Source organism: Methanomethylovorans sp. PtaU1.Bin093, assembly GCF_002067275.1.
GTDB lineage: Archaea > Halobacteriota > Methanosarcinia > Methanosarcinales > Methanosarcinaceae > Methanomethylovorans.
Genome location: NZ_MVQX01000084.1, coordinates 1 through 19,700, shown reverse-complemented (window position 1 = coordinate 19,700; position 19,700 = coordinate 1). Strand labels below are relative to the sequence as shown.

18 protein-coding genes, 2 tRNA genes and 1 pseudogene are annotated in these 19,700 nt (G+C 42.6%); 14 read left to right on the top strand and 7 right to left on the bottom strand.

The features are described from left to right. Window positions 1-386: 386 nt before the first annotated feature. Window positions 387-848: an arsenate reductase ArsC gene (locus A4E24_RS09205; RefSeq protein WP_292353002.1), complete on the bottom strand. Its 462-nt coding sequence runs from the start codon at window positions 846-848 to the stop codon at window positions 387-389. Between the two features lie 478 nt (window positions 849-1,326). Here A4E24_RS09205 and A4E24_RS09200 point away from each other — a divergent pair, with 478 nt between their 5' ends. Continuing rightward, the gene (locus tag A4E24_RS09200; protein WP_292353000.1) at window positions 1,327-1,497 is read left to right on the top strand and encodes a hypothetical protein; all 171 of its coding nucleotides are present in this window, start codon (window positions 1,327-1,329) and stop codon (window positions 1,495-1,497) included. On the opposite strand, the gene A4E24_RS09195 is transcribed toward A4E24_RS09200, so the two are convergent. After that, complete coding sequence (locus tag A4E24_RS09195) at window positions 1,466-2,137, bottom strand: ATPase domain-containing protein (RefSeq protein ID WP_292352999.1); 672 nt, start codon at window positions 2,135-2,137, stop codon at window positions 1,466-1,468. The genes A4E24_RS09200 and A4E24_RS09195 overlap by 32 nt on opposite strands. Window positions 2,138-2,354: 217 nt before the next feature. Between A4E24_RS09195 and A4E24_RS09190 the strand changes: the two genes are divergently transcribed. The 7 genes from A4E24_RS09190 to A4E24_RS09160 all read left to right on the top strand — a co-directional run bounded on the left by A4E24_RS09190 (window position 2,355) and on the right by A4E24_RS09160 (window position 9,459). After that, window positions 2,355-4,004, top strand: coding sequence for a type II/IV secretion system ATPase subunit (locus tag A4E24_RS09190; protein WP_292352998.1), 1,650 nt, complete (start codon window positions 2,355-2,357; stop codon window positions 4,002-4,004). Window positions 4,005-4,118: 114 nt separating this feature from the next. Beyond that, window positions 4,119-5,957, top strand: a complete 1,839-nt coding sequence (locus A4E24_RS09185) for a type II secretion system F family protein (RefSeq protein WP_292352997.1) — start codon at window positions 4,119-4,121, stop codon at window positions 5,955-5,957. A gap of 10 nt (window positions 5,958-5,967) precedes the next feature. Beyond that, window positions 5,968-7,086, top strand: coding sequence for a LamG-like jellyroll fold domain-containing protein (locus A4E24_RS09180; RefSeq protein WP_292352996.1), 1,119 nt, complete (start codon window positions 5,968-5,970; stop codon window positions 7,084-7,086). Window positions 7,087-7,096: 10 nt separating this feature from the next. Continuing rightward, a complete protein-coding gene (locus A4E24_RS09175) occupies window positions 7,097-7,981 on the top strand; it encodes a hypothetical protein (RefSeq protein WP_292352994.1) in 885 nt (294 codons plus the stop codon). Between the two features lie 68 nt (window positions 7,982-8,049). After that, window positions 8,050-9,102 (top strand): AmmeMemoRadiSam system radical SAM enzyme, encoded by a 1,053-nt coding sequence (gene amrS, locus A4E24_RS09170; RefSeq protein WP_292352993.1) that lies wholly within the window; start codon window positions 8,050-8,052, stop codon window positions 9,100-9,102. Between the two features lie 185 nt (window positions 9,103-9,287). Further along, a tRNA-Asn gene (locus A4E24_RS09165) sits at window positions 9,288-9,360 on the top strand. Between the two features lie 24 nt (window positions 9,361-9,384). Then, a tRNA-Ile gene (locus tag A4E24_RS09160) sits at window positions 9,385-9,459 on the top strand. A 187-nt stretch (window positions 9,460-9,646) separates the two neighbouring features. Here A4E24_RS09160 and A4E24_RS09155 read toward each other — a convergent pair. Then, window positions 9,647-10,072, bottom strand: coding sequence for a hypothetical protein (locus A4E24_RS09155; protein ID WP_292352991.1), 426 nt, complete (start codon window positions 10,070-10,072; stop codon window positions 9,647-9,649). Between the two features lie 293 nt (window positions 10,073-10,365). On the opposite strand from A4E24_RS09155, the gene A4E24_RS09150 reads away from it, so the two are divergent. Both A4E24_RS09150 and A4E24_RS09145 read left to right on the top strand, forming a co-directional pair. Beyond that, window positions 10,366-10,764 carry a DUF1699 family protein gene (locus A4E24_RS09150; RefSeq protein ID WP_292352990.1) on the top strand — a complete coding sequence of 133 codons (399 nt, stop codon included), beginning with the start codon at window positions 10,366-10,368 and terminating at the stop codon, window positions 10,762-10,764. A 17-nt stretch (window positions 10,765-10,781) separates the two neighbouring features. Continuing rightward, a complete protein-coding gene (locus A4E24_RS09145; protein WP_292352989.1) occupies window positions 10,782-10,991 on the top strand; it encodes a hypothetical protein in 210 nt (69 codons plus the stop codon). A 511-nt stretch (window positions 10,992-11,502) separates the two neighbouring features. Here A4E24_RS09145 and A4E24_RS09140 read toward each other — a convergent pair. From A4E24_RS09140 to A4E24_RS09125, 4 genes and pseudogenes are all read right to left on the bottom strand, one after another. After that, window positions 11,503-11,949, bottom strand: coding sequence for a hypothetical protein (locus tag A4E24_RS09140; protein WP_292352988.1), 447 nt, complete (start codon window positions 11,947-11,949; stop codon window positions 11,503-11,505). Window positions 11,950-11,982: 33 nt separating this feature from the next. Then, entirely contained in the window at window positions 11,983-12,684 is a 702-nt protein-coding gene (locus tag A4E24_RS09135) for a PKD domain-containing protein (RefSeq protein WP_292352987.1), read from the bottom strand. 186 nt (window positions 12,685-12,870) lie between these two features. Further along, window positions 12,871-14,277 (bottom strand): FIMAH domain-containing protein, encoded by a 1,407-nt coding sequence (locus A4E24_RS09130; RefSeq protein WP_292352986.1) that lies wholly within the window; start codon window positions 14,275-14,277, stop codon window positions 12,871-12,873. 338 nt (window positions 14,278-14,615) lie between these two features. Next, window positions 14,616-14,777 (bottom strand): annotated as a pseudogene (locus tag A4E24_RS09125) (IS1 family transposase); the annotation flags it as partial. A 227-nt stretch (window positions 14,778-15,004) separates the two neighbouring features. Between A4E24_RS09125 and A4E24_RS09120 the strand changes: the two are divergent. The 4 genes from A4E24_RS09120 to A4E24_RS09105 all read left to right on the top strand — a co-directional run bounded on the left by A4E24_RS09120 (window position 15,005) and on the right by A4E24_RS09105 (window position 19,515). Then, window positions 15,005-15,631, top strand: a complete 627-nt coding sequence (locus tag A4E24_RS09120) for a cysteine hydrolase (protein ID WP_292352984.1) — start codon at window positions 15,005-15,007, stop codon at window positions 15,629-15,631. A 129-nt stretch (window positions 15,632-15,760) separates the two neighbouring features. After that, window positions 15,761-17,029, top strand: a complete 1,269-nt coding sequence (locus tag A4E24_RS09115) for a hypothetical protein (protein ID WP_292352982.1) — start codon at window positions 15,761-15,763, stop codon at window positions 17,027-17,029. Window positions 17,030-18,150: 1,121 nt separating this feature from the next. Next, the gene (locus A4E24_RS09110) at window positions 18,151-18,999 is read left to right on the top strand and encodes a M64 family metallopeptidase (protein ID WP_292352981.1); all 849 of its coding nucleotides are present in this window, start codon (window positions 18,151-18,153) and stop codon (window positions 18,997-18,999) included. A gap of 9 nt (window positions 19,000-19,008) precedes the next feature. Next, a complete protein-coding gene (locus A4E24_RS09105) occupies window positions 19,009-19,515 on the top strand; it encodes a hypothetical protein (protein WP_292352980.1) in 507 nt (168 codons plus the stop codon). The last annotated feature ends 185 nt before the right edge of the window (window positions 19,516-19,700 follow it).

Genomic DNA, 19,700 nt, shown 5'->3' with positions numbered 1-19,700 from the left:
CAGACAGCAATTTCCATTTGTGATCTTCGTTTAGTGGTATAAGCGGAGGTTGCATAATATATCACAGAGGAGGATAATAAGTCCTCCTCAATAAATTTTACGATTTTATTTTGCTTTAATTTTGATTTAAAAATCAAATAGGCTGTACTTTTGTTAGGGAGTAGATTATAAACCTATGATAATCTAAAAAAGGATGATTATTACTGTAATAGAGAGGAAATCTCAGAGGACCCTAATACTTAATGATAACACCATACTTATTACCGGCGAATTTCTCAGCTGCAGATATAGCCTAAAAACACATGCCGGTCAATTTCACTGTCCAACCTTAACCATCTGAAGATGGGCCACGATATTTTGAACATACTGATCAATGACTTAGTGGATCAGGTACCTGTCTTTGAGGAGTTTGTGATCTCTTCAACGAATTGTTCTATTCTGGTCCTGATGGCATCTCTGAGGGCTCTTGTTTGTGCCATCTTCTCGCTGTCAGTGCCAGAGAACGATTCAGGGTCAGGGAAGGACCATTTTAACTGGACGAAAGGTTTTGGGAATATCGGGCATTCTTTTTCGTGGGTCCTGTCGCACACGGTGATCACATAATTGTAAAATTTCCCTTCCCTGAAAAGGTTCCAGACCGCCTGGGTCTTCTTTGTGCTGAGATCGAAACCATCCTCTGCCATAGCAGCTATGACCAGCGGGTTCACACTGGTGGGTTCAAGTCCGGCGCTCTCTACTTCAAATCGTGTACCACCGATCCTTTTTAAATACTCTTCTGCCATCTGGCTTCTGGCACTATTGTGGACGCATACAAAAAGCACTTTGATCTTCTTATCGCTGTGAACCATACTTTTCTGATCGCACTAAGACAGTTAAACCTAATCAGTATAGAGACTATAGCCCTACTTATCCTCTATGTATCTATATATCTGAGGTCATCACGTGAATTAGTTTATTTCTTAACAACTATATCAAGTAAGATAATAATAAAAGACTTAACAAACTAGCTATATATTTTGAATACAAGATATATATTACAGTTTAATATATAGACTAATGATGTAATAGTTATATGTTCCTTCTGCCTTTTACAACATGAGCATTACAGATCAATGGAGGGATCTGCAATAGCTCCGGATAAAAAAAACAGGATGTAAGAACAAATAGACACCGCCATCAACGCCAACCTCTGGGATATACCCTTTGATCGAAAGAAGTGTAGATAAAAATTTTCAATATATCAGCATTATCAGGAATTGCCGGAGCATAGTTGCAATCCCCTTTGTTCCCAAGGTTCCTGCTCCGTTAGTATCGATATGTTGCTGTATGGGAAAGATCCTGGGCCTGTACACTCTTCCGCTGGCCGGGAAAAAGTCCCTCACTTCTTTCGAGGAGGTATTTTTCAGCTATGTCCTTAAAGAAAAGATGCACTTCCTGTACATCCTGTATGGCAGGAAGAAAGAGTTCATCCCACTCTTTCTCTGGTATCGATATTGATACTCCTTCCGGTGACATTGAAAGGTACCATCCTGTTAAGAGGAGAATTACCCGACATTTTAGGAATATTTATATATCTGTTGATCTTGCTGCCCACATACTCTGTTCTGAACTGGATTATGCCATCTGCCATGGCCCTGATGGTCCTCTCTGCGCGATCGGTAAGGATCCCCATATCCGAGAGCAGCAGAAAAGTCGTTTTGTTTTCCCTGCTCATGCTCACAAAAGAGTTCAATGTCTCTTTGATAGTGCTTGTATCTTCATCCATGAAAAGATATGAAAAAGTATCAATTATACAGACATCTGCATCCCGGATATTCCTGAGTGCCGCATCAGGCATCATATGCACATCGGCACACACCTTTCCATCTTTCCGGCATATATCCAGCAGAGAATGCAGGTCATTAAAGCCTCCTAACACTATAAAATTGCTATTTTCATCGTAGGATGCTGAAAGTGAGAGCTTGCTTCTAACCTCTTCACCGGAACGTGCAGTGGACAGATATACTATCATTCTCATGTCTTTAAGCAGTTCCTGAGCTACCATTTGCACAAAAATGCTCTTTACATCACCTATATCTTCCTCGACAAACAGTACCACATTACCAGGTATATCACCTAATCCAAGATTTGCAAGCATTGGTACTATACAAGTAAAGCATGCTACTTAAACCGTGTTATCCTATTTTGCAGACCTCATTCATCTGTACCGCCCTTGGCCAATCTTTGGCTGAAATAATATGTAGATAAATGCCCTTTGTGACAAAAACCTTTTATATCTGAACACCTCTTCTTATCATAATGATGATGAGATAGGTGGGCTTCATGCCTCAGTTAAGGATCTACCGGATGAAACAATGATAGCCAAAGTCGTCCAGAGAAATAACCCCAAAAGATCAAAGGATCCCCTTTATTCGGCTATTACAGGCATTGAACTGAGATTCTGGAAAAGATCACATCGCTCCTTTCCACCATACGATCCACTGATGCATGGCCCGCTTATTGAATATTCTGTTCCTGACGGATATACGGAAATCGAAAGATACTGGGTCAACGAACCCTACTCATTCATATCCATTCTCAAAAAAAAAGATTTGAACTATTTTCATGTCGTTGAGCCTGCATTAACGACCTATGAGAAAGAGTTGCTTGAGATACTCTACGATGACCTCAAGGACCTGCTTACTCTGGGAAAGATGGTAAAGAGAGAAAAGAAGCTGGAAGTGCTGACCGATCATGTGCTACAGCTTTTTAAAAGGTATCATGCAGACCTTGATATCCCTTCCATGCATCGCATCATGTACTATCTCGAGCGTAACTTCATGGGAGAAGGCAGGATCAATTCCCTACTCATGGACCCGTTCATCGAGGATATTTCCTGTGACGGGCCAAATATACCTGTATTTCTCTATCATGCGAAGTATCGCAATATAATGACGAATATAGTTTATGAGGAGCGGGAACTTAACTCCATGGTCATTAGGCTTTGCCAGAAAAGTGGTAAGCATATATCCATCGGAGAGCCACTGGTCGATGCAACACTTCCCGATGGCTCCCGCCTTCAGGCAACCCTCGGAAAAGAGATCACTACCAGAGGAAGTTCCTTTACGATAAGGAAGTTCCGCGGAGACCCTATCACCCCCATAGATCTTATCAACTACAACACATGCACTGTGGAAATGATGGCTTATTTCTGGCTGGCAATGGAAAACGGGAACAGTGCATTGTTTGCAGGTGGAACGGCATCTGGCAAGACCTCCATGCTCAATGCCGTTTCCCTTTTTATTCCACCTTTATCAAAAGTTGTCTCTATAGAAGACACCAGGGAACTGATGCTGCACCATGACAACTGGATAGCAGGAGTGACCAGGGAAGCTATATCCTTTTCAGACAGAGGCGAGATCTCCATGTATGACCTGCTCAGGTCTGCACTCAGGCAAAGACCTGAATATATACTTGTAGGAGAAGTACGTGGAGAAGAAGCTCTCACTCTGTTCCAGGCCATATCCACAGGTCATGCGACATATTCCACCATCCACGCCGGTGATGTGCAGGCAGTTGTCAGCAGGCTCAACAGTGAGCCCCTTAATGTACCACGTGTGATGCTACATTCCCTGGATATTATGACCATTCAGCTGTTAACTTTCGTGGACAATGAGAAGGTCAGAAGAACAGAGAGCGTTGTTGAGCTCACAGATATGGATTCCGTAACAGGGGAATTGCTTGTGAACGAACTATATAAGTGGGACCCTTTGGCAGATACATTTCGTCGTTCAGGTGAGTCACATGCTCTGAAAATGGTAATGCAGGCGCGTGGCTGGAATCAGGAGAAACTGGAGCAAGAGATGGCCAATCGAAAACTTATCCTTGAGTACATGAGCAGAAAGCAACTGCGCGATTATGTCAGCGTTTCCCTGGTCGTGCAAGCCTATTCGGCAAATCCTGCAATGGTATTGGATGCTATAAAGAGCGATACTCTTCAGGATATGATCTCCCAGAACATTTGAGACGGGGTATAGATGCACAATATTCTGCAAGCAACGTGTGACCTCTTCAGACCACTCATATCCCGGAATAATGATCGCTACACCCAGCTTCGGTTACAATTGCAGCGGGCTAGTATGAAAGTCCTTACGGATGAGTACATCGTACGCGCCTATATATATGCCCTCTTTTTTGGTATACTGGCAGCAGCCTTCATATATACAGTGTCTGAGGGGACTGTGCTTCTCGTTTTTGCCCTTTTGTTGACGTCAGATCCGCTCATATACGAAATTATGCCCCCTTTCTACTGGACAATGATAGAAACAGTGTTCAGTTTTGTGATCATAGGATATATCACGTTCACAACATGCCTGCTGATCCCAGGTGTCAAAGCCGGGATAAGGATCGGTGTGATTGACCAATCACTATCCCATACTGTTGCTTTTCTCTATGCGCTCAGTCATGGAGGAGCTATTACCGTATTGGATATGTTCAGATCGTTAAGTGAACAGAAAGACATATACGGAGCTGCAGCTTCCGAGTTCACTAAAATAGTGAACGACATAGAATATTTCGGAACCGATCTGTTGACAGCATTAAGCAATGCTACTCACAGGTCGCCTTCAGGCGAGTTGAGGGACTTCCTGGAAGGTCTTTCTTCTGTTCTGTCGAGCGGGGGGAATATTTCTGCCTATCTTGGTTCGAAAAGTAAGTACTTCCACGACAATGCCATGAAACAACAACGCATGTTCTTTGAAACACTGGGTGTTATGGCAGAGGTATACATCTCTACTTTTGTAGCAGGTCCTCTTTTTCTCATGACTATACTGGTGGTCCTTGGGCTTATAAATCCCAGCAGCACAAAAATACTGTACATAATAGTTTATTTGATAATTCCGGTAAGCACTGTTACATACCTGCTTCTTTTGAACTCTCTGACAGGACATGGAAGTAAAAGAACGGAGATCTATAAGCTAGACAGGTATCTTAAGGAATTTGAGGATGTCCCTCTCAGAGAAGGTACTGAAGATGAAAAGAAAAAAATAACACATATCAGGTATTACGAAAAGATCAATAAAGTCACTTCTCGTGTGTTTCATCCAATAAAATGGATGCAGGCAAATCCCAAACACACTTTACTGATCAGCGTACCCTTAAGTATAGTTTATTTGCACAATAACATTGACAGACATATCGATCTTATTAACCTAACGTCCATTTCGGACTTCAATATAGAAGCTCTTGCATCCGTCGACGGGCAAATATTCAGCGCCATGCTCATAGTTATACTCCCATATGTGCTCTTCTATGAACTATGGCATATGAGGATAACAAAAATAGATGAACAAATACCTGATTTTTTGAAGAATCTTGCGGGTATGAACGAATCCGGTATGCTTTTGACCGATGCAATTGGTTTTGCAACACATTTGAAGATAGGGATACTGCATACCGAAGTGCGAAGAATGCATAATGAACTGTGCTGGGGCGCCACTCTGTCTGAAGCGCTTAAGAAATTCGAATACCGCATCAGGACTGAAATGACAACTAAGATCGTATATATCATCATCAAAGCTACGGAAACAACCAGCAACATTATGAACGTGCTTACTATCGCTGCAACAGATGCTGAAGTGCAAAAGCAGTTGAAGAAAGAACGAAAATCAGAAATGTTCGTGTATGTTTTCATCATTTATGTTGCCTTTGGGGTCTTCCTGTTCATCGTATACATCCTTGCAGCTTATTTCCTTCCATCCATGCCGGTTGCAAGTGCAAATGCAAACATAGGCATGCCTCTTATTCAACTAGTGGATCTTGAAGAGTACAATGTGCTTCTGTTCCATGCAGCCATGATCCAGGGACTTTGCTCCGGTCTTGTTGCAGGTAAAATGGAAAGAGGAGAGGTAAGTGCCGGATTCAAATATTCGATGGTCATGATGCTTACGGCATATCTGGTATTCATGACATTCTTTTAAGGAGCCATATATGTATCCAGAAAAAAAGAACCTGATAGAAAACAATGAGGCTGTATCCGAAATAATAGGGGAGATCCTGCTGACGGGTATAGCTGTGATCGCATTTTCGGTCATAGCCGTTTTTCTGCTTTCTCCGCAAGGTTCCACGGAAAAGCCATCACTTGATGCAGATGGCTGGGTGGATAGTAACACTGATACCATATGGTTGAGGCATGTAGGAGGAGAAAGGGTTCAAACTGACGATATAAGGATCTTTGTGGACATCAATACTAACCGCTACGAAATAAGCCCGCAGCAACTTACATCCCTGTACACGAAACCTTCGTGGGAGCTTGGTGACGCTATCGGCCTGGAAGCTTCAGCTCTTTGGGGAAAGGACATTATGAACACTGATCAGATATATGTGGTAATGGTGCATGTGCCTTCCAGCACGATATTAAAAAGTGGCATGGTACTTGGGAACATAATGGGAAGCAGCAGTGATCATACCACGCCTGTATCACGGATATACCCGGTCTCGATCTGGAACTGCGATGAAGGTACTGGCAGCATATTGCATGATACCAGAGGGTATAATCATGGAACTATCTATGGTGCTACCTGGGGCAGTGGTATCATAAATAATTCACTGGTGTTCAACGGGAACAATAATTATGTAGCGGTCCTACATGATCCGTCCCTTAACTTTTCCGATGAAATGACCATTCTGTTCTGGATGAATGGCAGATCTGTGACCGGCACGAACGCGATAGTCGGAAAAGGAAAAAATGAGAAAGACGATTTTGATGTGTTCGTGAGCAAGAGGGAAGTGATCTTTGAGTGGAACGATAGTAATGTCGATTATGTACAGACATCTAAAATGAGCCTGGCCAACAATTTGTGGTACATGATAGGGATCACTTTCGATAATGATGAGGTACGGTTCTATAAGAACGGTCAGTTCATTGAAAGTGCGCCAACAAATGGTGTGAAGTTAAGACCCAATACCAATGATCTATGGATAGGAAGACAGAATTCCGGCACCTCTAATTTCTATTACAGGGGCAGGCTCGATGAACTTACCCTTTACAAAAAAGCTCTGTCGGATGAAGAGATAATGGAATATTACAATGCTACGAGGCAGGCTTGAGATGGTGAGAATGATACGAAGGACAGATACCAGAAGATCAGAAGAAGCTGTATCTACAGTTGTATCCGCCATTCTCCTGCTGGCTTTGGTGATCGCTGTGATCACTTCCATAAATGTGCGATATGTGCCTCAGTGGACAGAAGAAGCTGAGCAGTTACACATGCGCAATACTATCAAAGATATGTCGCAGCTTAAGGCCGGGGTCGATCTGATGCTTACAGCCTCTGCTACTGGGAACGGGTCTTTTTCGGCAGGCATGCCTGTTACAATGGGTGGTGGCGAAGTACCATTCTTCAACTCATTTTCTTCAAGTTCCACCTTGCTACTCAATACCCGGGCAGTTAATATGTATCTTACTACCAGACGAGGCGAGGTGACCCAGGAAAGCGGTGACCGGTTGAAGAATATAGGAAGTGTGGATTTTGTGTCCAATAACGATCATTACCCGAACCAAAGGTTCTCTTATGAATGTGGAGGATTGGCAATTGGCCAGAACGATCGTTCTGTGATGAAAATGGTCCCGCACATCAGTGTGAGAAGCACTGTGAACGATACTATCGATGTGACCCTGGATGCAGTAAAACTTGCAGGGGTGCAAAGGACCATAAGCAGTAATAATGTGGAAGAAGTGTATTTCACATATATGGGTTCTGCATCGGTTTCTGATGGAAGTGTACCGGTGGATGAAATGACATTGGTCGTGGAAACTGAGAACTCAATGGCATGGCAGGATCATCTGAGCAGGCTTATGCAGGCTTCACATCTTGATGCTGGAAAATACAGCATAAGCTCCAATTCTACAGCTACAGTTCTGTATATTTCAGGGAATACGGGTGCTGATATACGGCTTAAGGCGAATGTACATGAATTCAATGTAAGCCTCAATGTACTTTGACCTGTCCTTTTTCATTCATCTGATAAGGCTTAAGTCTTTAGAGCACGATGTTATCCTGGGGGATACTTATGATCAGGGAAGCCATGCTTTACGATAAGCTGGACGGGAACAAGGTCCGTTGCAGGGTTTGCAGTCACCGGTGTATAGTAGCTGATGGAAAAAGGGGATTTTGCCGGGTACGCGAGAACAGGAATGGTACTTTTTACACTTTGATATACAACACTGTTTCCAGTGAGGCGGTCGATCCCATCGAAAAAAAACCGTTGTTCCATTTCTATCCGGGCACACTTGCATATTCACTGGGTACCATCGGATGTAATTTCAGATGTGAACATTGTCAGAACTGGACCATATCCCAGATAGGGATCGATGAAGCCTATACTGTGGAGATCACACCGGAAGAGGCTGTGCAGAGAGCACTTGCTGCAGGTTCAAGGACCATTGCATGGACATATAATGAGCCTACTATTTGGTATGAGTATACGTACAACTGCGCAAAGCTTGCAAAAGGAGCGGGGCTTGCAACTGCATATATTACGAACGGGTATATCACTAAAGAAGCACTGGAGCACATTTCTCCATATCTGGATGCTTTCAGGGTGGATATCAAGGCTTTTACAGAGGATTTTTACAAAAAGGTCGCCAGTGCAAAACTTGGACCTGTGCTGGAATCAGCAAAACTTGCCCGTGAACTTGGAATGCATGTGGAGGTTGTTAACCTTGTGATCCCTGATCATAATGATTCTGCCGAAGAGATCCTGAACCTGATAAGGTGGGTATATGAGAACCTTGGAGCTGATACTCCTGTACACTTCACGCGTTTCCATCCGCAATATCACATGTCGGACATCATCGCCACTCCGATCCATAAACTGGAAGAGGCACACCGGATAGCTACAGAGGAGGGCATGAAGTTCGTATATACAGGCAATATGCCAGGCCATGACCATGAGAACACTTACTGTCCGGCATGCAGGAAGCTGTTGATCAGGAGAAGGATGTTCACTATGGTCGGGTACGATATCACTCCTGAGGGAACATGCCCCCGGTGCGGGGAGCCAATTCCGGTAGTTGGTGCGACGCAGGATGAATGGTCAAACAGGTCAGAAGAGATGCAGTAATCAATATGGATTACAATGGATGATGTTTTTATATTGATAAAACCAAAACTTCTACTATAATGTATACAATACTTTCGATCAAAACATGGTTTAGTATCATCTTAATGAGGAATAACGCACTGCGAACACAAAGTTTAAAAACAATAAGTGCATTAAGAAGTTCCGCGCGTAGGGCGCTGATATAAGCCGCCATAACTCAGTTGGTAGAGTGTCTGGCTGTTAACCAGAATGTCACAGGTTCGAGCCCTGTTGGCGGCGTCCTAAAATCTTTTTTTTCGTGGCGGGCCTGTAGCTTAGTCAGGTTAGAGCGCCCGGCTCATAACCGGGCGGTCACCGGTTCAAATCCGGTCAGGCCCACTGAAGAACATCAAATAGTCCTACGATTTTCTGCTTTTATTCTCAGGACAAACAGAAAAGAAAATCTGTGATAAGTCTGTGTTAGCAGCATGATCGGCCAGCTGAAGTGGTAAGAAAGAATTATCTGGCTGGCCTGTTAATTCATCAGACGTTATTTTTTAGCTTGTGGGATGCAGGGACCTTGAGTCTATTTGATGTTATCAACTACAGTTGGATCTGACCCCATCAATGGGATGTTATACTGATCTTCTTTTTTCTCTTCCCTTAGCCTTCCCTTAACCCCAAGTGCTTCAAGTGACTCAAAACTTTCCTGAAGTGCTGACAGCTGCCATCCCAATCGATGGTATTCGCATTCATCAGCTTCTGATCTCATGGACATTGAGCTTAGATGATCTCTTAAAACAGCAATACGGAACTTATACACATCTAAAAGGGCATTGAGCCATTCATCATATTCGATCGTAACCCCTCTCTTTTGTGTTGATATCGTACATTCTTTTTCTATTTTACGGTTTGATGAATGCCTGCATTTCAGCGTCAGTTTAGCAGCCGGATATGAAGGTCTTTGAATACCGCTATGATCTTCCGCAGTGGGACTACAAGACCACCACAAAACACGAAAACTAGAATATGATTTGAAGAGAGGTGAGCCCGTCAGGGTGTTTTGACGGGCGGACGCATTTGTGCTTGTATTCTGTGTTTGCCCGATGGGTCGTTTTTGCCTCCATGGGCACTTTAAACATTTCCAAAGTACTATTTAATGTCTTTGCTGCTACCGATTCTGAGCATTGTACTCATTATGAGGGCTGCACAGCCTAATACTATTTATATAGCATGAAAGTTATACAAAGTTCATAACGATAATTCCTTTTATATATAATAACTGTACTCGGCAGGGTCCTAATCATGAAAATAAGAGTAGTCAGTTCTAAAGAAGAGATCAGCACTTTAGATCCGGAAGAAAGAATAGTACACTTTGCATTCAGACCATCAAACCAGGACATCTTCTCACTTGTAATAAGATGTCCGAAGGTCAAGGTAATACATATCCCAAGTTCTTATCTAAGAACAGTGTCCAGATCTGCGGAAATGTACCTGGAAATGCAAGGTATAGAGCTGATCGAGGGTGATGTTTGGGGACACCGTAAGGATATCAACGAATATTACGAGATCCCTCAGGAGCTGTTCGATCGCCTGAAGCAGTATCGTGCGGATAAGATGCCTGAAAAGGATATTATCGAGAAGTTGACCAGACAGACACGGCTTAGCCCGGCTCTGATAGCATTCCTTGTCAAGAACAACTGATCGTTAATGCAGGTCTGGTGGACAGGGGCGATACGGACGGTGTCTGTTCCAATGACCTTAACTCCTCCATACGTAAACAGCGTTATTGTTGCTGTGCAGTCTCCGATAACAAAAGTGCCCTCATCAACGAACTGAACGACAGGGTCGAGGTCCCCACCTCCATCCACATCTTCCATGGAGCCTGTCTTACAGCTGTTACCTTTATCCCGAACCTCCATGTCTTTTAAGGTAACGGAAGTGAAAGTAAAAAGAAGAATTAGCGTTAAAACATTAGATCTACGCTGAGGGGGGAAGCCATACGCACAGTGCTATGCTTTTTATTACTTTCACTTCGCTCAAACAATCTATAAAACCTTTGAGTTTTACTGATTGAGGGGGCATGTCCACGATTGGAGCAAACTATCCAGATTGTCGAGATCTGGATAATAGGTAATCATGATGAAGCTATTTGCGCCAACAAATAGCACCATGCCCTATAGTAAAAATGCTATGGTCTTATTTAATGCTTATTAATTGAATCAATAATCTCTATGGTTTGATACTAGCAGACACTACCTTCTGAATAAATATAGTAGTTTACAGTATAGGTAACTAATAATATATGGGCTATGTAGAATTCCGATATTCTTGAGATGGTTCAAAGAAGCTACCAGAACCATTCAATAGAAGCTGTTCATTAGATTGCTAAAAATCATGTTGGGAGACAGGATAATCTCCCTATTAACATTTTCTACTGCCTTATTTCGTCATGTGGATAATTATTGATCCACCACCAATTTCAGTTGTTGGGTCTGCATCTTCCGGAGCAACCATCTGATTGTCATAGACAATTGAACCACTGGCTTTGTCCCAGATTTTTATCCTGAACATATCTACATCGGTACTTGGTGTAAGTTCAGCATCAATAGCACTCAGCATGAAATCATAGTTACCTGCTCCGTTGATGGTTCCAGTGCCCTTATACTGTGCTCTCGAGTCTGCAACAACAAGCCAATCATAGCTGGTCGACTTGAAGTTCAGATTAGCTACTTTGAACTGGAACTCGGTATTACCAGTGGGTACCTTAGCACCTTTCAGGTACTTGGATACAACACCAAAGGTTGCCTTACCAATTAAGTCTTCGTCACCGGAATTGTCAGGAGTGTATGCACCTGGTGGAGATATAATCCATCCACCGACGGTCACGAAGCCACCGTCCGGGTCATACACGACTATGTACTAATAATCTTTTGTAACAGATTCACCATCGTTATCTGTAATAGTGAGATTGACTGTATACACCCCAGTTTCAGTATATGTATGAGTTGGCGAGATTACGGTTTCAGTGTCTCCGTCACCGAAGTCCCATTCATAACTGATGATTGTTCCATCAGGATCAGAGGAACCAGAAGCATCGAACGTTATAGGAGGATCCTTCTCAACAACATTATAAGGAACGTTTATGGATGCTATTGGAGGGAAAGATGCCCCCTCATCTGTTACCTCAGTGGTATAAGGCTGATCAGGTATATCTTCAATAGATGTATCTTCACAAATGACCACCTTGCTACCACCTATCGATAACTCGAGCGTATAGATATCATCATCTTCAGCGTCGTCTTCCGGAATTATTCTTATTTGGTAGTCTCCCTCTATTGGATCCGGGATCGATACTATGTCGTCTGGACCACCAAGCCCATTTATGTCGATTTCCGTATACGTTGCTCCCGGAATTCCATTTTCAGATTTACTGATTCTATTTCCTTCAGGATCTATAATTTCTATATCTACCGGACACTTGGCAGTGATTACTAGTGTACCTTCAGAGTCTGTTTTTATCAGCCAAGCATCACTATAGCCTGCATCTAACATGTCTGTGAAACCTGCCAGTATGTATCCACCATCATCTGTCTGCTGGACAGACCATGCTTCATCAAACAATAGTTCCAAAGGTCTTGCTAAAATTTACTGCTGGCGGTTCTGCAGCAACAGCAATTCCTATTGTCATAATCAGCAAAGTAAATACTATTCCAAAAAAATTGTAATTCTTTGTTTAGTTCTCATCTATACCCACTCCCAATCAAAACATGCAATCAGACACTTAAAAAAAGATTAACGAAGGGTAAGTCACCCTTCAGAAATTCGAATCAAAGCGATAATATCCGTTATTCCTTCTTTTAGATAACTTGCATCTTCATCATCCAACCTACCCTGTGGCAATAACTGGTTATCAATAAAATCAATAATATCTTCCAGTCTCTGGATGGCCATATCTTCATGTCCCATTGCAAGATGGTGAAGCGCATTATTCAGTTTCCCAACAAGAGCTGCTATATATGCATCGTCCTTGTCCAGATCAGATACATATTTAATGAGGTATTCAATCTCCTCTGCCGGTGTACCTGCAATCTTGATCAGGCAGGCACCAGAATAGATATCACCTGCAATTATGTATCCTCCGTCTCCTGTCTGCTGAACTGACAAGGCCCAATCATGGCGATCATCCAAGCCAAATGTCTTGTTCCACTCCTCATATCCAGCAGAATCCGTCTTGATTAGCCATGCATCATCCTTACTTGATCCAAATCCTACTATGCCTGCGATTATGTATCCATCATCTGCTGTCTGCTGTACAGAAAGACCCAAATCAAAATCATCACTGCCAAATGTCTTAGTCCATTCTGCAAAACCTTCAGAACCCGTCTTGACCAACCAGACATCATCATTAACATTTTCGGCTGGAACTTGTGTAGAACCTGTAAGTACGTATCCGCCATCTGCTGTCTGCTGAACAGAAGTCACCATATCACTTCCTGTACCTCCGAATGTTCTGTCCCAGATTTTATTCCCAGATGAATCGACCTTGACCAGCCAAGCATTTTGATCACCTGCCACGTCTGTGTAACCTCCAAATACAAATCCATCAGCTGCTACCTGCAAAACAGACCTAGCCATATCTTCACCATTACCACCGTATGTCTGGCTCCAAAGCATATTTCCGGATGAATCAACTTCAACCAACCATGCATTTTTATTAGTTTCCAAATATGTATAACCCGCGAAGATGTACCCTGCATTTGTTTCCTGGACAGAATAGGCTTCATCCATACCAGTCCCACCAAATGTCTTGCTCCATATCTCATCCCCAGATGAATCGACCTTGACCAGCCAAGCATCCAAATCACCTGCAGTTTCAGTAAGGCCTGCAAATATGTATCCGCCATCTTCTGTCTGTTGAACCGACCAAACCCCATCAAGATCATTCCCATCGAATGTCCTGGTCCATTTTTCCGTGCCCTCAAAATCGGTCTTTATCAGCTGGACATCATCATCATAGTCACTGGTGCCTGGGACTGAACACGCGACTATGTACCCACCATCCGTTGTCTGGTCAACAGAATAAGCAGCGTAGCCTCCAAAAGTCCTGGTCCATTCTTCTGGAGGTGCTTCTGCACCAACAGCAATTCCTATTGCCCCAATCAAAACAGCAAATACTATTCCAAAACAAATTGTCATTCTTTGTTTAGTTCTCATTTATACCACTCCCCTTCAAATCTAAGGAACCGAGTAAAGAAAATAATAATTTCAGACCATTCTTAAATAAAATCTCCTTAAAATCAAAAAGGTTTGATATTGACTACACCAGCCGGGCCAATACCTACGGGGTGTTAACACAAAGAACAAAACCAATCGTAAATAGATCCATCTATTCAATTTGATTTCTATTTACCACTCTCAACCAAACCATGAAGAAATCTGAGCGAATTACCCCTTATCCCTATTCCTTATAATTTAACTTGTTTTATTTCAAACTATTTAAGTCTTGCTTGTTGATTTTTTTGTATAGGTTATTAAGATAAAAGTTGGTATTGTTAATTGAACATCACTAGTTCTTTATTTCTGTATTTCATTAGAAGAAGGATAGAGTACTTCAGCATTTCAATACTCTTCGTATAGCACTTTGTCTTTCGTCTAAACCTTGCCAGAAAGTGCCTCAATATACTGTTATATCCCTCAATAGTATATGTTTCAGCAACCAAACAAATGAAATATAGTGCTGTATTCATAGATAAAATATATATTCAGTATCACCGATAATTTTTTATAACTTAACATCGTAATCAATTTTTAATAATAAAAAACTACAAGGGATATTAATTTAAGGGGTAAGTAGTGGGGGGTAATGAAAACTCCTTTTGAGTTGCAATTTTATAAATTGATAAACCTTGGCACCATAGTAAATTTTATAGAGGGAGTGGGAATGGTAAAAATAAAGAGAGATAGCACTGCATTTGTCATAGTGGATGCACAGAACTTTGTTCTTCATGAGAATGGACTTGCTGCGCAGTGGGGAGCCTGGAAGTTTGCCCGGGAAAAAGGGATAGTGAAGAGCACGGTAAAAGCCATAGAAAGGTTCCGGGTAGAGAAAATACCCATTATCTTCGTTATAATGGAACTTCGACCCCAGATCTCCCATGCTCTGAATGCGAACCTACCGGACATAGATTTCTGGAAACCGATCAAGGGACTGGATTTTACGAAAATAACCCATGAAGAAGGAGAATTCCAGGGTAGGGTTATCGAGGAGTTCACACCTCGTCCGGAGGACCTTGTAGTCGCCAAGCACCACACTATGAGCGGTTTTCATGGCACGGACCTTGACAGGATACTCATATCCCTGCACTGTGATACCCTGCTTTTTGGAGGTGCAATTACGAACCTCTGTGTTGAAGGCACGGTGAGGGGAGCTTTCGACAGAGGATATCACAGTATTGTCCTGAGCGATTGCGTTGTTTCGGTTAGTGAAGAAGCCCAGAGATTTGCCACAGAGTTTGTTTTTCCAAAATTTGGCAGGGTATGTACTTCCGAGGAGCTGGAGATAATGTGAATACACGATTAGATAAAAAAAAGTATAAAAAAACGATATTTCAAAAATTCTGAAAATCGATTTATTGTCATAAATTAATGCATGTTAAGGAGAAACTGCAGTCTTTAGCGATAAGGGGAGTTGATAGTATTGAGTACAAAAATTACCAAAGAACATGCTCCAGAAGAGCATCCGCCAACAAAAACTAAAGTTACCAAAGGGATTCAGTCATCTAAAACCGAAGCTACAAAAGAGCATGCTCCAGAAGAGCATCCGCCAGCAAAAACTAAAGTTACCAATGGGATTCAGTCATCTAAAACCGAAGCTACAAAAGAACATCCACAAAGATATCAAAACACCGAAGATAAACGCTACCGATTTATTTCATTGCTGGAGGATACAAGGTCGAATTTTAAATATATTTATGAAAAATTCTCGAAGTTGATTGATTTTCATGAAGGTTCAAGTGAAGATAATGTTGAAACAGCAGAAATGCTTCAGAATGATTGTGAGAGATGCTTAGGAGAAATTGAAGAAAATTTGAGAGAAGCTCTTGAGCTTTTAGAAAAAAATCCCAGTATTTCAAATAAGTTTGAAAACGTCCGGGAAGTAGAAAGATACAGGTACTCAATCAATGAGATTTTCACTCTATATATAGAAAACTCAAAAAATGAAGAAGATAAGAAACAAATACCTAGATTAAAAAAATGCCTTCCATATATAGAAGAATCAGTATATAAATGCAATATGATAACTATTCCTAATTGTTTGAACGAACAACTTGGTCATCTAAAATCTGGTGATGCACTTGATTTTTACAAAGCATATCAAGAAGAATTTTTCTCAGAAACACAAAAAAAAGACCTGCTCGAATACTTTAACAGGTATCCCGAATCTATAGAAGGCAAGATAGATGTTTCAAAGGGATTAATATTCAAGGTTGATCCAAAGGGGGAAAGGTGGAAGAGCTATGGATGGATAATTGGAACATTTGTTGCAGGAGCTCTTGGATTATCACTTTTTTTCTGGCTTTTTAAAGATGAAATAGCACTAGATAATTTCACTATTTTTTTCAAGTCTTATTTAGTATTTATTTTTGGAGCTTTACTCCATATCCTCATAGAGGGTGTCTTCAAAACTCCAGAATCATCAACAAGGTTTAATTTTAAATCTGCTTCTGATTGGTTAGCATGGGTTAATATCAAACACGGAGCCATAATGGTAGGTATAGTGGCGCTTGACCTTCTGTTCATACTATTATTATTAGTTCTTGGTACTAACGGAGATGATCTTAGTACAATTCCGCTTTTAGCAGTAGGCTATAGTTCAGATAGTCTCTCTGATACTGTTATTCCAAAGTTTAAAGATTTTATCAAGGATAAGGAAACGCCATTAACAGATAGAATTTCAGGTACATGATGTGGATTTTGGAATCCAATACGCATCAATTTTTAGATGTGGAGTATACTAATGACAAATATTTTGTCAACGCTTTGGGAACATAAAGGTAATAAACAGATCTTGGAGTTCGAAGTATCGGAAATCTATATTAGGTAACGCTGATGGGAGGATGACGCTTTATGCCGAGTGAGCCAGGGTGTGCGATGATGGGGCAAAAGCTCTTTATCACCCGAACAAAAGGACCGTGGTTCGATTTATATGAACGCTGGTGGGATGGGACAGAATGGCTATGGATCAATCATGGGCGCCCCGAAGGTATAAAGATATCTAGCTCTCCCGGTGCCTCTATGATGAACGAGAAACTATTCGTCGTCGTGGAGGACGGCAGCCTCTGGGAACGTCATTGGCGTTCCGACTTGGGACGCTGGGTTTGGGAAGGTCACGGACGACCAAATAATCAAAGGATAGTGAGTGCTCCTAGTGCAGCTATGATGGATGAAAAATTCTTTGTGGTCACTGAAGATGGCAGTCTTTGGGAACGCCATTGGCGTTCCGATTTGGGGCGCTGGGTCTGGGAGGGTCATGGACGACCTGGAAACGAAGCCATCAAATTTACGCCCGGTGCAGCTATGATGAATGAGAAGCTATTTGTGGTCACTGTCCAGGGGAAACTTTGGGAGCGTCACTGGCGGAAGGATTTAGGACGATGGGTGTGGCAGAGTCATGGAACGCCAACTAACACAAAGGCTACAAGTGCACCTGGAGCAGCGATGATGGATCGTAAGCTCTTTCTAACCACTAGGAATGGTAAACTCTTTGAGCGTTATTGGAAGGGTTCCAAGTGGGTCTGGGTCGATCATGGTAAACCACCTGGAACAATAGCTATTGGGACTCCTGGAGCGGCGATGCTCAACAGCAAGTTGTTTGTTACCGGCAAGAATGGCAATCTATTCGAACGTTATTGGAATGGTTCCAGATGGGTCTGGGTAGACCACGGAAAACCACCGGGAACCAGAACATCAACGTCACCTGGAGTAGGAATGCTTAACACTAAGGTGTTCGTAGGAACCGCAAATGAGCGGATGTTCGAGCGTTATTGGAATGGTTCCAAGTGGGTCTGGGTGGACCACGGCACTTTGATGCACGACAGTTGCGAAACACTAATCGACAATAAAAATTCGAGCCCAAAACTCACTCTCGCTGTTGTAGGTGATGGTTTTGACGAGGCATACCTCGACAAGTACAAGTCCTGGGTGCAAGATGAACTTATAGGAGGGGTGTTCGATCGTGATATCATGAAAGAGTGCCGTTCAGCTTTCAATGTCATACGCATCGACCTTGTTTCAATACATTCAGGCGTTTCTCAGAAACGTTACGACGAGCACGGCACACCGAACGACCCTAATGATGACAATATTGCTTCTGAAACGTTCAGATGGACCCGCTTGGGCTACTTGTACTCGGGGTCGTGGGCTCATTGCTGGCTCGAACCAAAGAGCACGACGAATGCTGCATTGCTCAAGGTTCTCAAACGTTTTTGCCCCAACTACGATTTCGTTCTCATCGTTCTGAATGAGAATGGCCCTGGAGGGTGTGGTGGCGGAGGCCGTCAGGTGGTGACTCTCGGCGAGGACTGGAGCACTATCGTTCATGAGTTTGGCCATGGGATGTTTGGCCTCAATGATGAGTACCAACGCCCAGGTAAGACCTTCACAGGAAGTTCATGGAGCGGTCCAAACTGCTCGGTGAACGCTGATCGTGCAACACTGAAATGGGCAGACCTGGTAGACGCAAACACGCCACTTCCTACGACTGCTACCCCCTCCGGGTGGAACGACAATACAGATGTCGGGGCTTTTGAAGGATGCGGGACATATGAGAAGGGGTTGTATCGCCCAGTTAAGGAATGCAGGATGCGTAGCAATACACCACCTTTCTGCCCGGTCTGCTCCCGTGTGATTAGGCAATTTCTCCAACCGTATTTATAAGGAGGTTGAATGATGCAGGATGATAAATCGTACTTAATAAGTGGTAAGCACTTACGTCTGACCTTACAGATTGAGAAAAACGAAACTACAATTCAGGACATGAATCTCATCAATGAATCGCTAGTGGAGCCAGAACATGTTGTTGGTCCGTTCATAATGAACATTGTCTTTGGGAACGGCCCTGTATGGGTTGATACTATGCAAGATCCTTTCGTTCATCGTGGGATACCTAGGCGGGGCGAGCACGAACATCATTATGAGATCAAAGATAGTGCGACTGTCGTAGCGCGCGTGCCAATCCCCAGTAAATCCATGCCTGATGATTTCCATATTGATTTCTACCGCGCTAGAGGACCACTTCCGGAAGAAGTGCATGAGTTAGAAAGTTTGTTATGCTCTAAAAAATCCAATGTTCTTGAGCACCTCTCAACCGTTAATCTGCCCACGCTCAAAAAGCACCCTGAATGGGGAAGTATTATGCAGCAAGCGGGGTTTAATCCAAGGGATAGCATTTAGCGTGTGTATTATTCTTTCACGGAATTTTCAGGGTAACTTGTTCTACTGCACTTTTACTCACTTTTACTTCAACTAGACCAATAATTCCCCTCTCCCATCAATTCAATAGTAACTCTTATATATTATCCCTGTAATTTTTACATTGTCATGCGCCAACATGACGTAAACTAAGGAGCAAACTATTA